The sequence below is a fragment of the Streptomyces sp. NPDC059850 genome, from assembly GCF_042731515.1.
GTDB lineage: Bacteria > Actinomycetota > Actinomycetes > Streptomycetales > Streptomycetaceae > Streptomyces.
In genome coordinates this window covers 32,635-51,551 of the sequence record NZ_JBHWJI010000008.1, presented here as the reverse complement: position 1 = coordinate 51,551, position 18,917 = coordinate 32,635, and the positions used below count along the sequence as shown (strand labels likewise).

Below are 18,917 nucleotides of genomic sequence, written 5' to 3'. Positions count from 1 at the left end.
TTTCCGAACGGTGACGAACGGGGCAGGATGGCCGTGTAGGCGGCACTGAGTGCCGCCAAAAGGCCCTTCAGTCGACCCCGAGTGCACACTCATCACCCGAGTAGGGGAAGGTGGGGGGAGTCAGGGCACCTCGAGGAAGAGAACCAGACGTCGGTGAGGGATGACGTGAGCGACGACAACTCTGTAGTACTGCGGTACGGAGACGACGAATACACCTACCCGGTGGTCGACAGCACCGTCGGCGACAAGGGCTTCGACATCGGCAAGCTGCGCGCCCAGACCGGTCTGGTGACCCTGGACTCCGGTTACGGCAACACCGCCGCGTACAAGTCCGGCGTCACTTACCTGGACGGTGAGCAGGGCATCCTGCGCTACCGCGGGTACCCCATCGAGCAGCTGGCGGAGCGCGCCTCCTTCGTGGAGACGGCCTTCCTCCTGATCAATGGCGAACTGCCGACGGTCGACGAACTCGCGGCGTTCCGCGAGGACATCACCCGTCACACGCTGCTCCACGAGGACGTCAAACGGTTCTACGACGGCTTCCCGCGGGACGCGCACCCGATGGCGATGCTGTCCTCCGTGGTCAGCGCGCTGTCGACGTTCTACCAGGACAGCCACAACCCATTCGACGAGAAGCAGCGCAACCTGTCGACGATCCGGCTGCTGGCCAAGCTGCCGACCATCGCGGCGTACGCGTACAAGAAGTCGGTCGGCCACCCGTTCGTCTACCCGCGCAACGACCTCAGCTATGTCGAGAACTTCCTGCGGATGACGTTCTCGGTCCCGGCTCAGGAGTACGACCTCGACCCGGTCGTGGTCAGCGCGCTCGACAAGCTGCTGATCCTGCACGCCGACCACGAGCAGAACTGTTCGACCTCCACGGTCCGGCTCGTCGGCTCCTCGCAGGCCAACATGTTCGCCTCCATCTCGGCGGGCATCAACGCCCTGTGGGGCCCGCTGCACGGCGGCGCCAACCAGTCGGTGCTGGAGATGCTGGAGGGCATCCAGGCGTCCGGCGGCGATGTCGACACCTTCATCCGCAAGGTGAAGAACAAGGAAGACGGCGTGAAGCTCATGGGCTTCGGGCACCGCGTCTACAAGAACTTCGACCCCCGGGCGAAGATCATCAAGTCTGCGGCGCACGACGTCCTCTCCGCGCTCGGCAAGTCCGACGAGCTGCTCGACATCGCGCTCAAGCTTGAGGAGCACGCGCTCGCCGACGACTACTTCGTCGAGCGCAAGCTCTACCCGAACGTGGACTTCTACACCGGTCTGATCTACCGGGCGATGGGCTTCCCGACCGAGATGTTCACCGTGCTGTTCGCGCTCGGCCGGCTGCCGGGCTGGATCGCCCAGTGGCACGAGATGATCAAGGAGCCGGGCTCCCGCATCGGCCGCCCGCGCCAGATCTACACGGGCGTCGTCGAGCGCGATTTCGTCCCGGTGGAGCAGCGCTAAGGGTCGATCCAGGCGCTAAGCCGATCCTGGCGCCAAAGGCCGGACCAAGCGCCAAAAGAGCAAACGAGAAGCGCCCCGCTGCCGATCCCCCCACGGGTCGGAGCGGGGCGCTTCCCTTGTCCCGGTTCGGATTCCCCCCACGGGATCCGGCCCGGGCGTTCAGTGGGCCCCTACGGGCTGTGCGGTCGCGATCTGCCGGGACGCGTACGTACGGGAGGGCCGCTCAAAGCTCCCCGAGTACGTCGCCCCGGCCACGCGTAGCAGGATGCGTCCCCCAAGACGTATCCTCACCGCCCCATTAGACTCACGACCCCCCGCAATGGTTACGTTGGGTTGCCTGTGATCTGCGTCTCTTGCCATATACGGGCGTAAAGGGCAAGAGCCTCGATTTAAAGATCAAGACTCTTGTGTATGGGTGTTGTGCGGCTTATGGGGACTTGGTGGAGACCGTGGACGCCGTGAAGGACCGCAGTCGCAGACTGTTGCTCACGACGAACACGGACGAGAACGCCATCGCGGCGCCCGCGATCATCGGGTTGAGCAGGCCCGCCGCGGCGAGCGGCAGCGCCGCGACGTTGTAGCCGAACGCCCAGAACAGGTTGCCCTTGATCGTGCCGAGGGTCCGCCGTGCCAGCCGGATCGCGTCGGCGGCCACCCGCAGATCGCCCCGGACGAGGGTGAGGTCGCCCGCCTCGATCGCCGCGTCCGTCCCCGTGCCCATGGCGAGCCCGAGGTCGGCGGTGGCCAGGGCGGCGGCGTCGTTGACCCCGTCGCCGACCATGGCGACCGTACGGCCCTCGTCCTGCAGCCGCTTCACGACGGCGACCTTGTCCTCCGGCAGCACCTCGGCGATGACCTCGTCGATGCCGACCTCGCGGGCGACCGACTCGGCCACGCGCCGGTTGTCACCGGTCAGCAGCACCGGGGTGAGGCCGAGGGCGCGCAGCTGGGTGACGGCCTCGGCGCTGGTCTCCTTGACCGCGTCGGCGACGGTCAGGACGCCGCGGGCGTGCCCGTCCCAGGCCACGGCGACCGCCGTACGGCCCTCCGCCTCGGCCGTGGCCTTGGCGGCGGCCAGCTCCTGCGGCAGGTCGACGGACCACTGGGCGAGCAGCTGGTCGCGGCCGACGAGTACCGCGTGTCCGTCCACGGTGCCCTGGACGCCGAGCCCGGGGACGGAATCGAAGCTCTCGGGTGCCGGGAGCGCCCCGGTGCGCTCGGCCGCGCCGTCCGCGATGGCGCGGGCGATGGGGTGCTCGCTGGCGTGCTCCACCGCGCCCGCGAGCCGCAGCAGCTCGTCCTCGCTGGTGCGCGGGGCCGGGATGACCTGGTGCAGTCGCATCCTGCCGGTGGTCACGGTGCCGGTCTTGTCGAGGACGACGGTGTCCACCCGGCGGGTCGACTCCAGCACTTCGGGGCCCTTGATGAGGATGCCGAGCTGGGCGCCGCGGCCGGTGCCGACCATGAGCGCGGTCGGGGTGGCCAGGCCCAGGGCGCACGGGCAGGCGATGATCAGGACGGCGACGGCGGCGGTGAAGGCGGCGGTCGCGTCGTCCGTCGTCAGCCACCAGGCCAGCAGGGTGCCCACGGCGATCAGCAGCACGATCGGCACGAAGATGCCGGAGACCCGGTCGGCGAGCCGCTGCACCTCGGCCTTGCCGTTCTGCGCGTCCTCCACCAGGCGGGCCATCCGGGACAGCTGGGTGTCGGCGCCGACCCGGGTGGCCTCCACGACGACGCGGCCCGCCGTGTTGACGGTCGCGCCCGCGACCGTGTCGCCCACCGCGACGTCCACCGGAACGGACTCGCCGGTCAGCATCGAGGCGTCGACGGCGGAGCTGCCCTCGACCACCGTGCCATCGGTGGCGATCTTCTCGCCGGGGCGTACGACGAAGCGGTCGCCGACCGCCAGTTCGCGCACCGGAACGCGCACCTCGCGGCCTCCGCGCAGCACGGCGACGTCCTTGGCGCCCAGCTCCATCAGGGCACGCAGGGCCGCTCCCGCCCGCCGCTTGGACTTCGCCTCCAGATAGCGGCCGATGAGGATGAAGGTGGTGACTCCGGCGGCTGCCTCCAGATAGATCGAGGACGAGCCGTTCGCGCGGGTGACGGTGAGATCGAAGCCGTGCTGCATGCCGGGCATGCCCGCGTCGCCGAAGAAGAGGGCCCATACGGACCAGCCGAGCGCCGCGAGGGTGCCGAGGGAGACCAGGGTGTCCATGGTGGCCGCGCCGTGCCGGGCGTTCGTCCAGGCGGCCTTGTGGAAGGGCGTACCGCCCCAGACGACGACGGGTGCCGCGAGGGTCAGGGAGAGCCACTGCCAGTTGTCGAACTGGAGCGAGGGCGCCATCGCCAGCACCACGACCGGCAGGGAGAGGACGAGCGAGACGAGCATGCGGTGGCGCAGCGGGTCGTGCCCGCCCGGCGCCGGGGCTTCGGTGCCGCTGGTCTCGGCGGGGTCGGCCTCGGGGGCGGGCTCGGGCTCGGCGGGGGGTGGTTCCTCGGCGGTGTAGCCGGTTTTGATGACCGTGGCGATGAGGTCCGCGACCTCGACCCCGCCGCCGTAGGAGACCTGGGCCTTCTCGGTGGCGTAGTTCACCGTGGCGGTGACCCCGTCCAGCCGGTTGAGCTTCTTCTCGATGCGCGCCGCGCAGGAAGCGCAGGTCATGCCGCCGATGGCCAGCTCGACCCGCGCCTCGTGCCCGGCGGCGGGAGCCGTGATGGTCATGCGAGTTCGTAACCCGCTTCGTCGACGGCGGCGCGGACGGCTTCGGCGTCCAGCGGGGCGGTCGAGACAACGGTGACCTGGCCGGTGGAGGCCACGGCCTTGACGGAGCTGACGCCGTCGAGGGCGCCGATTTCCTCGGCGACGGCGCCCTCGCAGTGGCCGCAGGTCATGCCGGTCACCTGGTAGACGGCGGTGACGGTGTTCGCCTCGGAGCTCATGGACTTCTCCTCTGTGGGGGAGTGGCTGACGGTACGCGAGGGACGCCGGTTGGCGCAGCGCCCCCTGACACCTCAACTTTATACCCCTAGGGGGTATTCCCGGAAGCCTGGGGTGCCACAGAGGTGGGTTGCCGGGTGGTGGTCAGTGCTGGGCTGGCGCTGTCTCGGTGCCGACGATGGGGGCCAGATACCCGTACAGGCAGTTCTTCAGCTCGGTGATGTACGCGTCCCGGTCCTCGCCCTCGTGGGAGAGGATCAGCTCCAGCCCGGCCTTGAACAGGGCGAACCCCATGGTCGCGATGTGGGTGCGGCGCTCCGGGGGCAGCTCGGGGGCGTAGGTGCCGATCAGCCCCTCGACCCGGGTCTGCAGCGTGGCCGCCAGCGCCGCGTGCTCCTCGGCGACCGTGCCCGGGGCGTCGGACGAGCAGATCAGGGTGAGGAAGACGGGGTTGTCGCAGTTGAACTCGATCATCGGATCGAGGACCACGTCCAGCATCTCGCCGAGCGGCAGCGCGGCGTTCTCCTCGGCGAAGGCCACGCCGTGGGTGTCCCGCATCCGCTGGGTGAGGCGGTCGCCCAGCTCGACGGCGATGGCCTCCTTGTTCGGGAAGAACTGGTACAGCGTGCCGGGTGAGACCCCGGCCTCGCGGGCGATCGCGTTGGTGCTCGCGGAGGCGTAGCCGGTGCGGCAGAAGACGCTGGCGGCGGCGTCCAGCAGCTGCTGGATCCGGCGCTCGCCGCGCGCCTGCCTGCGGCGCGGGGTCGCGGGTCGGGCTGCCTGGGTCTCGGTCACAATCCACAGTTTCCCATGTGCGATTGACAAACACGAGTGCCCGCTCGCATTCTTGAGAAATGCGAGCGGGCACTCGTGTTTGCCAGTCCGTGGCAATCAGCGACCCATGCTGCCCGCCTGCCCGCTCGCCCGAGCGGGGGCGGCCGCATGGGCACAGGTGAAGGGGACACCGCGTCATGACCGACGTCAATCGGCCGCCCGGCGAGCGGATCGGAGGATGGACCCGCCTGGTCACCGCCAGGCCACGGCTGTCCCTGCTGATCGCCCTGCTCTTCACGGCGCTCGCCGTCGTGGCCGGAAGCGGAGTCGCCGACCGGCTGTCGGGCGGCGGCTGGGAGGACCCGGCGTCCCAGTCCTCGTACGCCACCAAGGCGCTGGAGAAGCACTTCCCCGCCTCGCAGCCCAACCTCATCCTGCTCGTCGACGGCGGCGGCAAGAAGGTGGACGACCCGGCGGTCGCCGCCGAGGCCCGGGCGCTCGGCAAGAAGCTCGCGGCCGAGAAGGACGTCACCGGCGTCACCTCCTACTGGAATACCGGCGCGTCCGCCCTGCGCAGCAAGGACCACGGCTCGGCGCTCATCGCCGCGCGCGTCACCGGCGACGAGAACGCTGCGGGCAAGACGCTGGAGCGGATTGCCCCCGACCTGCGCGGGCGGCACGGACCGGTCGAGGTCTCCGTCGGCGGACCGGTCGCGGTCAAGCAGGAGATGCAGACCACCATCCAGGAAGACCTGCTGCGCGCCGAGATGATGGCCCTGCCCGTCACCCTGGTGCTGCTCGTCATGGTCTTCGGCAGCGCGGTGGCCGCCCTGCTGCCGCTCCTCATCGGCGTCATCGCGATCCTGGGCACCGACGCCGTGCTGCGCGTGCTCACCGAGTTCACCGATGTCTCGGTCTTCGCGCAGAACCTGACCACCGCGCTCGGCCTCGGACTCGCCATCGACTACGCCCTGTTCATCGTGCGGCGCTTCCGCGAAGAGCTGTCGGCGGGCGGGGAGACCCTCCCGGCCGTCGCCACCACCCTGCGCACCGCCGGGCGGACCGTGCTCTTCTCCGCGCTCACCGTCGCCGTCTCGCTCGCCGCGATGATGGTCTTCCCGCAGTACTTCCTGCGCTCCTTCGCCTACGCGGGCATCGCCGTGGTGCTCATCGCCGCGGCCGCCGCCCTGGTGGTGCTGCCCGCCGCGCTCATCCTGCTGGGCGACCGCGTCAACAAGTGGGACCTCACCCGACTGCTGCGCCGCCGTCGGCAGGCCGACAAGAGCGCCGACGGGGCCGCCGACAAGGCGGAACCTGGCGCGGGCTGGGGCCGGTTCGCCCGGCTGGTGATGCGGCGCGCCCCCGTCTTCGCCCTGGCCACCGTCGCCGGGCTGGTGGCGCTGGGGCTGCCCTTCCTGCGGGTGGAGTTCGGCACCGCGGACGACCGCCAGCTGCCCTCCGGCGCCGAATCCCACGTCGTCCAGCAGCACATCCGGGACGGCTTCGCGGGCGGACCCGGCGGCGGGGTGGAGATCATCGCCGAGGGCAAGCCCGGGGCCGCGGCGCTCGCCGACTACAGCGCCGAGGTCTCCGCCCTGCCCGGAGTGCTGCGGGTGGACAGCCCGGCCGGTCACTTCGCGGACGGCCACCAGGTGGGCAAGCCCGGCCCGGCCGAGGCGGCGCGCGCGGGCGGCGGCGCGGCGTATCTCAGCGTGCAGCCCAAGGGCGAGGGCGTCGAGCCCGCCACCCAGGACCTGGTGCGGGACATCCGGGCCCAGAGTCCCCCGTTCCAGACCTCCGTGACCGGCACCGCCGCCGTCCTGGTGGACACCAAGGAATCCCTGGGCGACCGGGTCCCCTGGGCGGGCGCGATCATCATCGCCGTCACCCTGCTGCTGGTCTTCCTGCTCACCGGAAGCCTGCTGATCCCGCTCCAGGCCGTGCTGCTCAACGCGCTCAGCCTCACCGCGATGTTCGGCGCCATGGTGTGGGTCTTCCAGGAGGGGCATCTGTCCGGACCACTGGCCTTCACCAGCTCCGGAGACATAGAGACGACCCTGCCCGTGCTCATGTTCTGCGTCGCCTTCGGGCTCTCCATGGACTACGGCGTCTTCCTGCTCTCCCGCATCAAGGAGGAGTACGAGCGCACCGGGGACCATGAGGCGGCGGTGGAGTTCGGACTGCGGCGCACCGGCGGGCTGATCACGGCGGCGGCGCTGATCCTGGCCGTGGTCATGGTGGCCATCGGCACCTCGCGGGTCACCAACACCAAGATGCTCGGCCTCGGTATCGCCCTGGCCGTGCTGATGGACGCGATGGTGGTGCGCAGTCTGCTGGTACCGGCGGTGATGAAGCTGACCGGCCGCGCCACCTGGTGGGCCCCGGGCCCGCTGCGCCGCCTGCACGCCCGGTTCGGGCTGAGCGAGGGGGAATCCGCCCCCTCGTACGACACCCCCTCCGGCGAACCCGGCGAGGAGGCGGGGACGGTCCCGGTAACGAAGGGGGACCGGCGCCGGGACCGGGATCGGGTGAGTACGCACTGACGCCCTGGTCCTCCTAGTCCTCGCGCCGGGCGCGGCGGTTGCCGGGTCTGCGGGCCACCCAGGCCCGGATCGTATCCGCGTACCAATACGGTTTGCCGCCCTCCACCAGATCGGGGGGCGGCATATGACCGTGCTTGCGATAGGACCGTACGGTGTCGGTCTGTACACCGATATGTGCGGCGATCTCCTTGTAGGACCACAGCCTTCGATCGGTCATCACACGCGCCCTTTCACTCGGCCTGTGTCCGGTGAACGAGGCCGGGTGACGGGCGGCTAGGGGCTGTTGAACACCTGTGACGTAAGCCGCGCGCAGATGTGACGCCTGTGACCGCCGGGTGACGCGACGGCCCCGGGGCTCACGCCTCCAGGTCGGACATGCGTTTGGTGATCTCGGTGAGCTGGACCGGGCGGTGCTCCAGGCGGGACAGCTCGCAGGCCTCGGCCACCAGCAGGGCGTACAGCGCCTGCTGGCCGGAGCACGGATTGGCGGCCTCCCCCCGGGCCGCCTTGACGAAGGCCGCAAGCTCCGCCCGGTACGCGGCCTCGAACCGCTCCAGGAAGTTCGCCCAGGGCCGGGCGGGGCCGGGGGGACCGCCCGGTTCGGCCGAGGTGAACGGCGTACGGTCGTCCAGCCCCACCACGAACTGGTCGCGCTCCCCGGACAGTTCCATCCGTACGTCGTAACCGGCCCCGTTGTAGCGGGTGGCGGTCGCGGTGACCAGCGTGCCGTCGTCCAGGGTGAGCAGCGCCGCCGCCGTATCGACGTCGCCCGCCTCGCGGAAGAAGGCGGCGCCGCCGTCCGAGCCGGACGCGAACACCTCCACCACCTCACGGCCCGTCAGCCAGCGCACGGCGTCGAAGTCATGCACCAGACAGTCCCGGATCAGCCCGCCCGAGTGGGGCAGGAACTCCGGCGGCGGGGGCGAGGCGTCGGAGGTGACGGCCCGCAGGGTGTGCACCCGGCCGAGCCGCCCGCTGCGCAGCGCCTCCCGCGCGGCCAGGTACCCGGCGTCGAACCGGCGCTGGAACCCCATCTGGAGCATGGTCCCGGCCCGTTCGACCTCGCGCAGCGCGCGGACCGTGCCCGCGAGGTCCAGGGCGATGGGCTTCTCGCAGTACGTGGGCAGCCCGGCGTGGGCGGCCCGGGTGATCAGATCGGCGTGGGTGACGGTCGGGGTGGCGATCACCAGGGCGTCGATGCCGCTCTCGAAGACCGCGTCCACCGACGCGGCGGCCCGGGCGCCGACGCGCTCGGCGACCTCGGCGGCCCGCCCGGCGTCGGCGTCACCGATCAGCAGCTCGTCGACCCCGTCCGTACCGGCCAGGGCGGCGGCGTGGAAGGCGCCGATGCGGCCCGCGCCGAGGAATCCGATGCGCATAAGGGTTCCCGTCTCGTTGAGGTCGTTGAGGTCGTAAAGGGGCGGTCAGTCGGTCTGTGGGGTGAGGCGGGCCGGGCCGCACAGGTCGGCCTCGATCTCCTCCAGCGTGCGCCCCTTGGTCTCCGGCAGACAACGGGTGGAGAAGACGATCGCGCCGATGCCGCACACCGCGAACAGCCAGAACGTGGCGGTCGAGCCCCAGGCGGCCACCAGCGGCGGGAAGGTCTGCGCGACCGCGAAGTTCACCATCCACAGCACCCATACGCACAGGCCCATCACGAACCCGCGCAGCCGCAGCGGGAAGATCTCAGCCAGCATCAGCCAGGTGACGGGCGAGATCAGACACTGCTGGAAGGCCACGAAGACCACCATGAAGGTGAGCACCACATAGCTGCGCACCCCGGACTCCGGCAGCGTGAAGCACAGCCCGAGCACGAAGAGCGAGGTCGTGGTGCCGATCTGCCCGGCGATCAGCATCGGGCGGCGTCCGGCCCGGCCCAGCAGCCAGATGCCCACGAAGGTCATGACGACCGAGATCACGCCGACCGAGATGGTGGAGACGAGCGAGGCGCTGGTGCCGAGTCCGGTGGACTCCAGGATGGACGGCGCGTAGTACATCACCGTGTTGATGCCGGTGATCTGCTGGCAGACCGCGATGCCCACGCCGATGAGGGCGAGCCGCCGGATCCACGGGGTCCGCAGATCCGCCCAGCTCGCCTTCGGCTGGTGCGCGGCGGAGGCGATCGCGGTGCGGATGGCCGCGAGTTCGCCGTCCGCCTCGGCCCTGGGCCGGGTCCGGCGCAGGACCCGCTGGGCCTCCGCGTCCCGGCTCCGGCTCGCGTACCAGCGGGGGGTGTCCGGCAGGAACAGCATGCCGACGAAGAGCAGCACGGCGGGCACCGCCGCGACCGCGAGCATCCAGCGCCAGATGTGCTCGCCGGACCACACCCGGTCGATCAGGGCGTTCACGGTGAACGCGATCACCTGACCGGTGACGATCATCAGCTCGTTCTGGGTGACGAGCCGACCGCGCCGGTGCGGGGGTGCCATCTCGGCGATGTAGAGCGGGACCACCGCCGAGGCGCAGCCGACCGCGAGCCCGAGCACCACCCGCGAGATCACCATCAGCGGCACATCGGGGGCGACCGCCGTGCCGAGCGCGCCGAGCCCGAAGAGCACGGCCGCGAGCAGCAGGGTGAGGCGGCGGCCCAGGGCGTCCGCGAGCCGCCCGCCGGTCAGCGCGCCGAAGGCGGCGCCGACCAGGAGCGAGCTGACGACCAGCCCCTCGGTGAAGGGCGTGAGCCCCAGGTCGTCCTTCATGAACAGCAGCGCACCGGAGATGACCCCGGTGTCATAGCCGAAGAGCAGTCCGCCGAGCGTGGAGATCACGGCGATCTTCGTGAGCGCGTGCCGTTGGGGTGCCGCCGATTCCTCCGGAGCGGCGGTGGGTGGTGCGTGGACCGTGGTGGGGCCTTCGGTCGTCATGCTGAATGCTCTCCTCGGTACGGGCCTTCTACTTCCAGGAGGAGAGGTATTCGTCGATCTTCCGGCGCATGAAGAGGGACGATTCGCGGGCGCGGTCCTCCCACGCGAAGACGCAGGAGGTCAGCGTTCCGTCGAAGTCGTTGTCGCGCAGCGCGCCGAACAGCGCGTCGAAGTCGACCTCGCCCTGCCCGATGTCCAGGTGCTGGTGGATACGGGCCGTGGAGCCGGGCGGGTTGATGATGTAGCGCAGCCCCGAGGACGCGGTGTGATCGAAGGTATCGGCCAGATGCACATGGGTGAGCAGATCGCCCGCGTGCTTGATCAGGCCGGGGGCGTCATTGCCGTGGTGGAAGGTGTGCGGGGCGCAGTAGAGGTAGGAGACCTGGGGGTGGTTGATGCCCCGGATCATGTTGATCGCCTCGTACCCCTCCTCGATGAAGTCATCGGGGTGCGGCTCCAGCGTCAGCCGGATGGACTCGCGCTCGAAGACCGGCAGCAGCTCCTCGATCGACCGCCAGAACTGGCCCTCGCTGCGGCTGGGGTCCTCGGGGCGGCCGTTGAACTCCGAGATCATGCTGTCCACGCCCAGATCGGCGGTGATCTGGATGGCCCGCTTCCAGTAGCGGACGGCGGCCTGGCGCTCGTCCTCGTCCGGTCCTGACCAGCGGAACAGCGGCAGTACGGAGGAGATCTTCACCCCGGCGGCGTCCAGCGCCTTGCGGAACTGGCGCACCGTGCCGTCATCGACCCTCGGGTGCTTGAAGAAGGGGATGAAGTCGTCCCGGGGGGACAGCTCGATGTACTCGAAGCCCAGCTCGGCGACGAGGGCCGGGAGTTCGAGCAGCGGCCCTTTGCGCAGCATATGCGGGTCGAGGGCGATCTTCATGAGAAGGAGAAACCTTTCCAGCAGGGAGAACGGGAGGGAGAAAGGGGCGGGCCGGTCGTGGCGGCGACCGGCCCGCCCGGGAGCGTCAGGCGTAGAAGGCGGGGCGCACGATCATGTCGACCGGGGTGCGCTCACCGGTGGTCTGCGCGCGCACGCCCGCCTCGCACACGGCGGCCGCCGCGTAGCCGTCCCAGGCGCTCGGGCCCTCGACCTCGCCGCGCTTGGTGGCGTTGACCCAGGCCTGCACCTCGCGGTCGTACGCCTCCTCGAAGCGGGCCACGAAGTCGGGGGCGATCTCGCCGCCCCAGGTGCCGGGGCGGTTGACGAGCATGCCGTGGGCGTCGCCGACGCGCGCGGTGCCGCGCTCGCAGACCGCCTCGGCCTGGACCTGGTAGCCGAAGCCGCAGCTCGCGAAGATCTCGACGTTGACGATCGCGCCGCCGGTGGTCTCGAAGATCACCAGCTGGGGGTCGGCAAGCCCCTCGGGGGCGTTCGAGTTGGGGGTCGGCTTGAGCACGGTGACGTTGGCGATCTCCTGCTCCAGCAGCCAGCGCGACTGGTCCATCTCGTGCACCACGGAGTCGTTGATCAGCATCTCGGTGGTGAAGTACGAGTGCACCGAGGCGTTGCGGTGACGGCAGTGCATCAGCAGCGGGCGGCCCAGCTCACCGGAGGCGAGCAGCGCCTTGAGCTTCATGAACTCGGTGTCGTAGCGGCGCATGAAGCCGACCTGGATACGGCGGTGACCGAGCCGCTGCTCGGCCTCCAGCACCCGCAGCGCGGACGCCGAGTCCGGGGTCAGCGGCTTCTCGCACAGCACCGGCAGATCGTGCTCGAACGCGCTGAGCAGCGCGGCCTCGTGCGCGGGTCCTGGCGAGGCGATGAGCACCGCGTCCACGCCCGGCGCGGCCATGGCGGCGGCCGGGTCGGTGAACGCCTGACAGCCCTCGGAGAGGTCGGCGACGGCCTTGGCGCGCGCCTCGTCGATGTCGACCACGGCCGCCACCCGGGCGCCGCTGATCACGTCGTTGATGCGGCGGACGTGGTCGGCGCCCATCTTGCCGGTCCCGATGACGGCGATCCCGAGCGTGCCCTGCTGGGTCATAGGTGTCTCTTTTCTCTTTCTGCTCGTCCGGAGGATCTAAGAGATCGGCGGAGGGTCAGGCGCCGCAGGAGCGCAGGAAGCGGCGGGTGCGCTGGGCGATGGGGAACGGCTGGTCGGGCGGGCAGGGGTACATGTCCTGCTCGACGATGGCGAACAGGTCCACGTCCAGCTTCTGGGCGGCCGCCAGGACCGGCTCCAGCTCCGGGACGCCCTTCGGCGGCTCGCACATCACGCCGCGCTTGACGGCCGGGCCGAACGGCACCCCGTTCTTGACCACGTCGGACAGGATCTCCGGGTCGACCTGCTTGAGGTGGAGGTAGCCGATGCGCTCGCCGTAGGTCTCGATGAGCTTGACGCTGTCCCCGCCGCAGTAGGCGTAGTGGCCGGTGTCCAGGCAGAGGTTGACCAGGTCGGAGTCGGTGGCGTCGAGGAAGCGGGCCACGTTCTCCTCGCCGTCGATGTGGGTGTCGGCGTGCGGGTGGACGACGATGTCGAGCCCGAAGCGCTCGCGCACCTCACGGCCGAGGCGCTCCATGCCGGTGGACAGGTGGCGCCACTGCTCGGCGGTCAGCTCGGCCGGCTCGATGATCTCGGCGGTCTTGTCGTCGCGCCAGAAGGAGGGGATGACCACGAGGTGCTTCGCGTTCATGGCCCGGGTCAGCTCGGCGACCTGGGAGACGTGCTCCCAGGTGGCGTCCCAGACGTCGGGGCCGCGGTGCAGCGAGGTGAAGATCGTGCCCGCCGAGACGGTGAGGTTCCGGCGGGTGATCTCCTCGGTGAGCCGGGCGGGGTCGGTCGGCAGATAGCCGTACGGGCCCAGCTCGATCCACTCGTAACCGGCCTCCGCGACCTCGTCGAGGAAGCGCTGCCAGGGGACCTGCTGCGAGTCGTCCGGGAACCACACCCCCCAGGAGTCGGGGGCCGAGCCGACCCGGATGCGGTCCAGGGCGGGTGCGGGGGAGGCGGCGGCAGTCATGGAAGAGGGTCTCCTCTCGCCGGTCGGGGGGACCGGGGAAGGGGGCAGTGCGGGTCGCTTGCGCTCGGTGGTGGTCACGGTGGTGGTCGGGGCCCGCGTTTCATGCTGGTTTGGGCAGCTTTACGGGCCGGACCGGGGGCCGTCAAGACTTTGCCAGGACATTCGGACGTAATGTCAGTACGTCATGTCGATACGTCCTGTCAGGCCGAGGGGGTGTCGACGGCCTCGGGAAGCTCCTCCACATCGACCCCGCGCACCTGCGCCAGCTCGTGTTTGAGGGCGGCCAGCTCGGTGCCGCCCGCCATGTGGTTGGTGAGTTCCTCGAGGCTGACGTCGTCGCGGGCGGCGTTCAGCTCCAGGGCGCCGAGTCTCAGCACCGAGAAGTGGTCGCCGACCATGTAGGCGTGGTGCGGGTTGTGGGTGATGAAGATGACGCCGAGGCCCCGCTCGCGGGCGGCCGCGATGTACTTCAGGACGACGCCGGACTGCTTGACGCCCAGCGCCGCGGTGGGCTCGTCCAGGATCAGCACTCTGGCGCCGAAGTACACCGCCCGGGCGATGGCCACGGACTGCCGCTGGCCGCCGGAGAGGGTGCCGATGGGCTGTTCCAGGTTGTCCAGGTGGATGCCCATGGCGGACAGCTCGGCCTGGGTGGTCTCCTTCATCCGCTCGATGTCGAGCCGCCGGATGGGCCAGGGGCCGCGGGTCAGCTCGGAGCCGAGGAAGAAGTTCCGCCACACCGGCATCAGGGGCACCGTGGCCAGGTCCTGGTAGACGGTGGCGATGCCGAGGTCGAGGGCCTCGCGCGGGTTGTGCAGCCGCACCGGCTTGCCGTCGACGACGTACTCGCCCTCGTCGTGCTGGTGCAGCCCGGAGATGATCTTGATGAGGGTGGACTTGCCCGCGCCGTTGTCACCGAGGACGCAGGTCACCTGGCCCGGCCGGACGTCGAGGTCGATGCCCTCCAGGGCCCGTACGTTGCCGTACAGCTTGCCGACGCCCTTGAGCTGGACCACCGGCTCCGTCGCGCCCTCGTCGGCGGCGGGGGCGGGCTTCGTGAGGTCGTTGGCGGACATTCCCATCACCTCCTGGTGGCCTGACGGCGCACCCACAGATTCACGAGCGTGGCCAGCAGGAGCATCACGCCGACGAAGAACTTGAACCAGTCCGGGTTCCAGTTGGCGTAGACGATGCCCTGGTTGACCATGCCGAAGATGAAGGCGCCGAGGAGCGCGCCGATCGCGGAGCCGTAGCCGCCGGTGAGCAGGCAGCCGCCGATCACCGCCGCGATGATGTAGTAGAACTCGTTGCCGACGCCCTCACCGGCCTGCACGGTGTTGTACTCGAAGAGCAGATGCATCCCGACGAACCAGGCCGCGAAGCCCACGGTCATGAAGAGCGCGATCTTGGTGAGGTTCACCGGGACGCCGACCGCCCGGGCGCTCTCCTTGGAACCGCCCGCCGCGAAGATCCAGTTGCCGAACTTGGTGCGCAGCAGGACCCAGGTGGCGAGGGCGGCGAAGGCCAGCCAGTAGAACACCGTGATGTTCACGTCGACGCCGAAGACCGGGACCTCGGAGGCGAAGACCGCCTTGGCCGAGTCGAAGCCGTCCATGTCGTTGATGGCGTTGGTGGCGACGTTGTCGGTCAGCAGCTTGGTGATGGCGAGGTTGAGGCCCTGGAGCATCAGGAAGCTGGCGAGCGAGACCAGGAAGCTGGGCAGCCCGGTCTTGATCAGCAGCAGCCCGTTGATCAGGCCCACTCCGAGCGAAACGATCAGAGCGACCCCGACGCCGACCCAGACGTTGGCGGTCATCTGGAAGCTGAGCATGCTCGCGGTCAGCGCCGAGGAGGTGACGGCGACACCGGCCGACAGGTCGAACTCGCCGCCGATCATCAGCAGGGAGACGGCGAGCGCCATGATGCCCAGGGTCGAGCCCTGGTAGAGCACGGTGGCGAACGAGTCCGCCTGGCGGAAGGTGGGGGCGACGGCGAAGAAGAAGGCGTAGACGCCGACGGCGGCGACCAATGCGCCGATCTCCGGCCGGGCGAGGGCCCGGCGGGCCAGCGAGCGGTCGGCGGAGCGGGTCTTGGGGGCCGCCGCGGGGGAGGCCGGTGGCATGGCGGCGGCGGGCGGGGCGGCTTGGGTCATGGCCGGATCACCGATTGCCCTTCGCGGCGAACTTCGCGATCTTCTCCACGTTGTCCTTGGTGACGAACGCGGGGCCGGTCAGCACGGGCGCCTCGCCACCGCCGCTGAAGTTGCCGTTGTTCTTGTAGAGCCACAGGGAGTCGACGGCCAGATAGCCCTGGAGGTAGGGCTGCTGGTCCACGGCCAGCTGCACATCCCCGCTCTGAACGGCGGCGATGAGGTCCTTGTTGAGGTCGAAGGTGGCGACCTTGGCCTTGCCGCCGGACTCCTTGGCGGACTGCACGGCGGTCAGGGCGAACGGCGCGCCGAGCGTGACGACGTAGTCGATGCTGGAGTCCTGCTTGAGCTTGGCGGAGATCGTGGACTTGACCGACGGCATGTCGGTCCCGTTGACGTAGAGGGTGTCGGTCTTGCCCTTGAAGGTCTTCTTCACGCCCGCGCAGCGGGCCTCCAGGGCGACATGGCCCTGTTCCTGGATGACGCAGATGTTGTGCTTGGCGCCCATCGCGTTGAGGCGCTTGCCGAAGGCCTGACCGGCGAGGTTCTCGTCCTGGCCGAAGTATTCGAGCAGCCCCTGCGCCTTCCAGTCCTCCAGTCCGGAGTTGAAGCCGACGACCGGGATCCCGGCCTGCTCGGCCTTGGCGATCGCGCCCTTCATCGCGGCGGGCTTGGCCAGGGTGACGGCGATGCCGTCGACCTTCTGGTTGATCGCGTTCCGGATGAGGTTGGCCTGGTCGCCACCGTTCGGATTGCTGGAGTAGACCAGATCGACGTTGTCCTTGGCCGCGGCCGCCTTGGCGCCCTTGCGGACTGTGTCCCAGAAGGTGTCACCCGGGGCGGCGTGGGTGATCATCGCGATCTTCATCCGGGGGGTGTTGGCCTTGCCCGCCGAGATGTCGTCCGCGGCGTCCTGGGCCTTCTTGCCCCCTTGACTGCTGCATCCCGTTGCGAGGAGAACCGTTACGGCGGCGATGGCGGTGAGTCCCGCGCGGCGGCGTCGGTCGAATCTGAGGTCCATTGCTCCAGCACCTCTCAAGCCAGTCCGGTGTTAACAGAGCTGTTGCATGAGGGGGAGCCAACTCCTCGCGGACACTGCCTGTCAAGAGTTTGTCATGACAACATTTCATCTGGACGTAACGAGACCATAACGCGCGGGCGGCGGCTCCGGGGTGGCTCTCGTGGTTAGGTCCGAATGTAATGACAAATCCTTGACAGCGGGCCGTGGGCGCGTCTAGACCTGAAGGGGCCGGGCGGGACCCGGTGTTCGCCCACCACAATCCTGAGCTGCGTCTTTCCCGAATTTTCCCGAAGGGGCACGCATGAGTGAGCCGTACGACCTGATCACGATGGGCCGCATCGGAGTGGACCTCTACCCGCTGCAGACCGGAGTGCCGCTACCGCAGGTCGAGTCATTCGGAAAGTTCCTGGGCGGCTCGGCGACCAACGTCGCGGTGGCCGCGGCCCGCTTCGGCCACCGCTCCGCGGTGATCAGCCGTACCGGGGCGGACCCGTTCGGCGAGTACATCCACCAGGAACTCCAGGGGTTCGGAGTGGACGACCGCTTCGTCACGCCGGTCGAGGACTACCCGACCCCCATCACCTTCTGCGAGATCTTCCCGCCCGACGACTTCCCGCTCTACTTCTACCGCCGCCCCAAGGCCCCCGACCTGGAGATCTACCCCGACGAGCTGGACCTCGACGCGGTCCGCGCCGCCCGGATCTTCTGGATGACCGGCACCGGCCTCAGCGAGGAGCCCAGCCGGGGCAGCACTCTCGCGGCCCTCGCCCACCGCGCCAAGAGCGGCACCACCGTCTTCGACCTCGACTGGCGCCCCATGTTCTGGAAGGACCCCGAGACGGCGCGCCCCTTCTATGCCGAGGCGCTGCGCCACGCCACCGTCGCCGTCGGCAACGTGGACGAGTGCGAGATCGCCACCGGTGTCCGGGAGCCCGTGGCCTGCGCCCAGGCCCTGCTGGACGCGGGCGTCGAGCTGGCCGTCGTCAAACAGGGCCCCAAGGGCGTCCTCGCCGTGCACCGCGACGGCACCGCCACCGAGGTCCCGCCCGTCCCGGTCGACGTCGTCAACGGCCTCGGCGCGGGCGACGCGTTCGGCGGCGCCCTGTGCCACGGGCTGCTGGCGGGCTGGGACCCGGAGCGGATCATGCGCTACGCCAACGCCGCGGGCGCGATCGTCGCGTCCCGCCTCGCCTGCTCCTCCGCGATGCCGACGGAAGCCGAGGTCGAGGCCCTGCTCAGCCAATCGTGACGCGGTTCGCCGTCCTGCCGGACCCTATGTAGGGAGCCTTAGTTGAGTATCAGCATCTCCGACCTCGTGACGGTGCGCAGCCGCCACCCGGAGGCCATCGCCGAGGCCGCCGCCCGCCGGGTCCGCCGCCCGCTGATCGGCGACAGCGGCCGACTCATGATCGTGGCCGCCGACCATCCGGCGCGCGGAGCCCTCGCCGTCGGCGGGCACAAGCTGGCCATGGCCAACCGGGCCGATCTGCTGGAGCGGCTGTGCCTGGCACTGTCCCGCCCGGGTGTCGACGGCGTGCTGGCCACCGCCGACATCCTGGAGGACCTGCTGCTGCTCGGCGCCCTCGACGGCAAGGTCGTCATGGGCTCGATGAACCGCGGCGGGCTGGCCGGTGCCTCGTTCGAGCTGGACGACCGCTTCACCGGCCACCGCCCGCAGGACATCGAACGGCTGCGCTTCGACGCCGGGAAGCTGCTGCTGCGGGTCGACTACGACGACGCCGGGTCGCTCAGCACCATGCTCACCACGGCCCGCGCCATCGACGAGATGGCGGAGCGGCGGCTCCCGGTGTTCGTCGAGCCGTTCATCTCCCGCCGGATAGACGGCCGGGTCTCCAACGACCTGAGCGCCGAGGCCGTCACCAAGTCCATCGCGATCGCCTCCGGGCTCGCCGGAACGTCCGCGTACACCTGGCTGAAGGTGCCGGTCACCAACGACCCGGACGAGATGGCCGCCGTCATGGAGACGAGCACCCTGCCCGCCGTGCTGCTCGGCGGCGAGGTGGGGAAGGACCAGGAGGGGGCGTACGAGAAGTGGCGCAAGGCGCTGCGGCTGCCCACCGTCCAGGGCCTGGTCGTCGGCCGCTCGCTGCTCTACCCGGCGGAGGGCGGCGTGGAGACCGCCGTGGACACCGCCGTCGGCCTGCTGTGAATCGGGCCCTCTGCTGGAAATCGCCGC

At 69.9% G+C, this 18,917-nt stretch carries 16 protein-coding genes; 4 read left to right on the top strand and 12 right to left on the bottom strand.

Annotation, left to right across the window (positions count from 1 at the left end; genetic code table 11):
* The first annotated feature begins 153 nt into the window (after positions 1–153).
* A complete protein-coding gene (locus tag ACFV9T_RS08695; RefSeq protein ID WP_385437681.1) occupies positions 154–1,458 on the top strand; it encodes a citrate synthase in 1,305 nt (434 codons plus the stop codon).
* Positions 1,459–1,885: 427 nt separating this feature from the next.
* On the opposite strand, the gene ACFV9T_RS08690 is transcribed toward ACFV9T_RS08695, so the two are convergent.
* From ACFV9T_RS08690 to ACFV9T_RS08680, 3 genes are all read right to left on the bottom strand, one after another.
* Positions 1,886–4,186: a heavy metal translocating P-type ATPase gene (locus ACFV9T_RS08690; RefSeq protein ID WP_385437680.1), complete on the bottom strand. Its 2,301-nt coding sequence runs from the start codon at positions 4,184–4,186 to the stop codon at positions 1,886–1,888.
* Positions 4,183–4,404, bottom strand: a complete 222-nt coding sequence (locus ACFV9T_RS08685) for a heavy-metal-associated domain-containing protein (RefSeq protein ID WP_385437679.1) — start codon at positions 4,402–4,404, stop codon at positions 4,183–4,185. Before ACFV9T_RS08685 ends, ACFV9T_RS08690 begins: the two co-directional genes overlap by 4 nt.
* A 142-nt stretch (positions 4,405–4,546) precedes the next feature.
* Positions 4,547–5,197 carry a TetR family transcriptional regulator gene (locus ACFV9T_RS08680; protein ID WP_385437678.1) on the bottom strand — a complete coding sequence of 217 codons (651 nt, stop codon included), beginning with the start codon at positions 5,195–5,197 and terminating at the stop codon, positions 4,547–4,549.
* 176 nt (positions 5,198–5,373) lie between these two features.
* On the opposite strand from ACFV9T_RS08680, the gene ACFV9T_RS08675 reads away from it, so the two are divergent.
* Positions 5,374–7,719 (top strand): MMPL family transporter, encoded by a 2,346-nt coding sequence (locus ACFV9T_RS08675; RefSeq protein WP_385437677.1) that lies wholly within the window; start codon positions 5,374–5,376, stop codon positions 7,717–7,719.
* A 13-nt stretch (positions 7,720–7,732) separates the two neighbouring features.
* Here the strand turns inward: ACFV9T_RS08675 and ACFV9T_RS08670 are convergent, their stop codons facing one another.
* From ACFV9T_RS08670 to ACFV9T_RS08630, 9 genes are all read right to left on the bottom strand, one after another.
* Positions 7,733–7,936, bottom strand: a complete 204-nt coding sequence (locus ACFV9T_RS08670) for a helix-turn-helix transcriptional regulator (protein WP_385437676.1) — start codon at positions 7,934–7,936, stop codon at positions 7,733–7,735.
* A gap of 139 nt (positions 7,937–8,075) precedes the next feature.
* Entirely contained in the window at positions 8,076–9,098 is a 1,023-nt protein-coding gene (locus ACFV9T_RS08665) for a Gfo/Idh/MocA family oxidoreductase (RefSeq protein ID WP_385437675.1), read from the bottom strand.
* Between the two features lie 45 nt (positions 9,099–9,143).
* The gene (locus ACFV9T_RS08660) at positions 9,144–10,583 is read right to left on the bottom strand and encodes a sugar porter family MFS transporter (protein WP_385437674.1); all 1,440 of its coding nucleotides are present in this window, start codon (positions 10,581–10,583) and stop codon (positions 9,144–9,146) included.
* Between the two features lie 28 nt (positions 10,584–10,611).
* The gene (locus ACFV9T_RS08655; protein ID WP_385437673.1) at positions 10,612–11,469 is read right to left on the bottom strand and encodes a sugar phosphate isomerase/epimerase family protein; all 858 of its coding nucleotides are present in this window, start codon (positions 11,467–11,469) and stop codon (positions 10,612–10,614) included.
* Positions 11,470–11,554: 85 nt separating this feature from the next.
* Positions 11,555–12,574, bottom strand: a complete 1,020-nt coding sequence (locus ACFV9T_RS08650; RefSeq protein ID WP_385437672.1) for a Gfo/Idh/MocA family protein — start codon at positions 12,572–12,574, stop codon at positions 11,555–11,557.
* A gap of 55 nt (positions 12,575–12,629) precedes the next feature.
* Positions 12,630–13,550, bottom strand: a complete 921-nt coding sequence (locus ACFV9T_RS08645) for a sugar phosphate isomerase/epimerase family protein (protein WP_385437671.1) — start codon at positions 13,548–13,550, stop codon at positions 12,630–12,632.
* 200 nt (positions 13,551–13,750) lie between these two features.
* On the bottom strand, positions 13,751–14,626 hold the full coding sequence (locus ACFV9T_RS08640) for an ATP-binding cassette domain-containing protein (RefSeq protein WP_385437670.1): 876 nt from the start codon (positions 14,624–14,626) through the stop codon (positions 13,751–13,753).
* 5 nt (positions 14,627–14,631) lie between these two features.
* Positions 14,632–15,702: an ABC transporter permease gene (locus tag ACFV9T_RS08635; RefSeq protein ID WP_385437669.1), complete on the bottom strand. Its 1,071-nt coding sequence runs from the start codon at positions 15,700–15,702 to the stop codon at positions 14,632–14,634.
* A gap of 7 nt (positions 15,703–15,709) precedes the next feature.
* Entirely contained in the window at positions 15,710–16,720 is a 1,011-nt protein-coding gene (locus tag ACFV9T_RS08630) for a sugar ABC transporter substrate-binding protein (protein WP_385437668.1), read from the bottom strand.
* A 301-nt stretch (positions 16,721–17,021) separates the two neighbouring features.
* Here ACFV9T_RS08630 and iolC point away from each other — a divergent pair, with 301 nt between their 5' ends.
* A complete protein-coding gene (iolC, locus tag ACFV9T_RS08625) occupies positions 17,022–17,969 on the top strand; it encodes a 5-dehydro-2-deoxygluconokinase (RefSeq protein WP_385437667.1) in 948 nt (315 codons plus the stop codon).
* A 42-nt stretch (positions 17,970–18,011) separates the two neighbouring features.
* Positions 18,012–18,890 (top strand): deoxyribose-phosphate aldolase, encoded by an 879-nt coding sequence (locus ACFV9T_RS08620; protein WP_385437666.1) that lies wholly within the window; start codon positions 18,012–18,014, stop codon positions 18,888–18,890.
* Positions 18,891–18,917 lie beyond the last annotated feature (27 nt).

What these genes read in the sequence shown, in the direction of transcription:
- ACFV9T_RS08690 (WP_385437680.1), bottom strand. Translation starts at nt 4,186, where the DNA reads ATGACCATCACGGCTCCCGCCGCCGGGCACGAGGCGCGGGTCGAGCTG.
- ACFV9T_RS08685 (WP_385437679.1), bottom strand. Translation starts at nt 4,404, where the DNA reads ATGAGCTCCGAGGCGAACACCGTCACCGCCGTCTACCAGGTGACCGGC.
- ACFV9T_RS08665 (WP_385437675.1), bottom strand. Translation starts at nt 9,098, where the DNA reads ATGCGCATCGGATTCCTCGGCGCGGGCCGCATCGGCGCCTTCCACGCC.
- ACFV9T_RS08640 (WP_385437670.1), bottom strand. Translation starts at nt 14,626, where the DNA reads ATGTCCGCCAACGACCTCACGAAGCCCGCCCCCGCCGCCGACGAGGGC.
- ACFV9T_RS08655 (WP_385437673.1), bottom strand. Translation starts at nt 11,469, where the DNA reads ATGAAGATCGCCCTCGACCCGCATATGCTGCGCAAAGGGCCGCTGCTC.
- ACFV9T_RS08675 (WP_385437677.1), top strand. Translation starts at nt 5,374, where the DNA reads ATGACCGACGTCAATCGGCCGCCCGGCGAGCGGATCGGAGGATGGACC.
- ACFV9T_RS08670 (WP_385437676.1), bottom strand. Translation starts at nt 7,936, where the DNA reads ATGACCGATCGAAGGCTGTGGTCCTACAAGGAGATCGCCGCACATATC.
- ACFV9T_RS08645 (WP_385437671.1), bottom strand. Translation starts at nt 13,550, where the DNA reads ATGACTGCCGCCGCCTCCCCCGCACCCGCCCTGGACCGCATCCGGGTC.
- ACFV9T_RS08660 (WP_385437674.1), bottom strand. Translation starts at nt 10,583, where the DNA reads ATGACGACCGAAGGCCCCACCACGGTCCACGCACCACCCACCGCCGCT.
- iolC (WP_385437667.1), top strand. Translation starts at nt 17,022, where the DNA reads ATGAGTGAGCCGTACGACCTGATCACGATGGGCCGCATCGGAGTGGAC.
- ACFV9T_RS08635 (WP_385437669.1), bottom strand. Translation starts at nt 15,702, where the DNA reads ATGACCCAAGCCGCCCCGCCCGCCGCCGCCATGCCACCGGCCTCCCCC.
- ACFV9T_RS08650 (WP_385437672.1), bottom strand. Translation starts at nt 12,574, where the DNA reads ATGACCCAGCAGGGCACGCTCGGGATCGCCGTCATCGGGACCGGCAAG.
- ACFV9T_RS08630 (WP_385437668.1), bottom strand. Translation starts at nt 16,720, where the DNA reads ATGGACCTCAGATTCGACCGACGCCGCCGCGCGGGACTCACCGCCATC.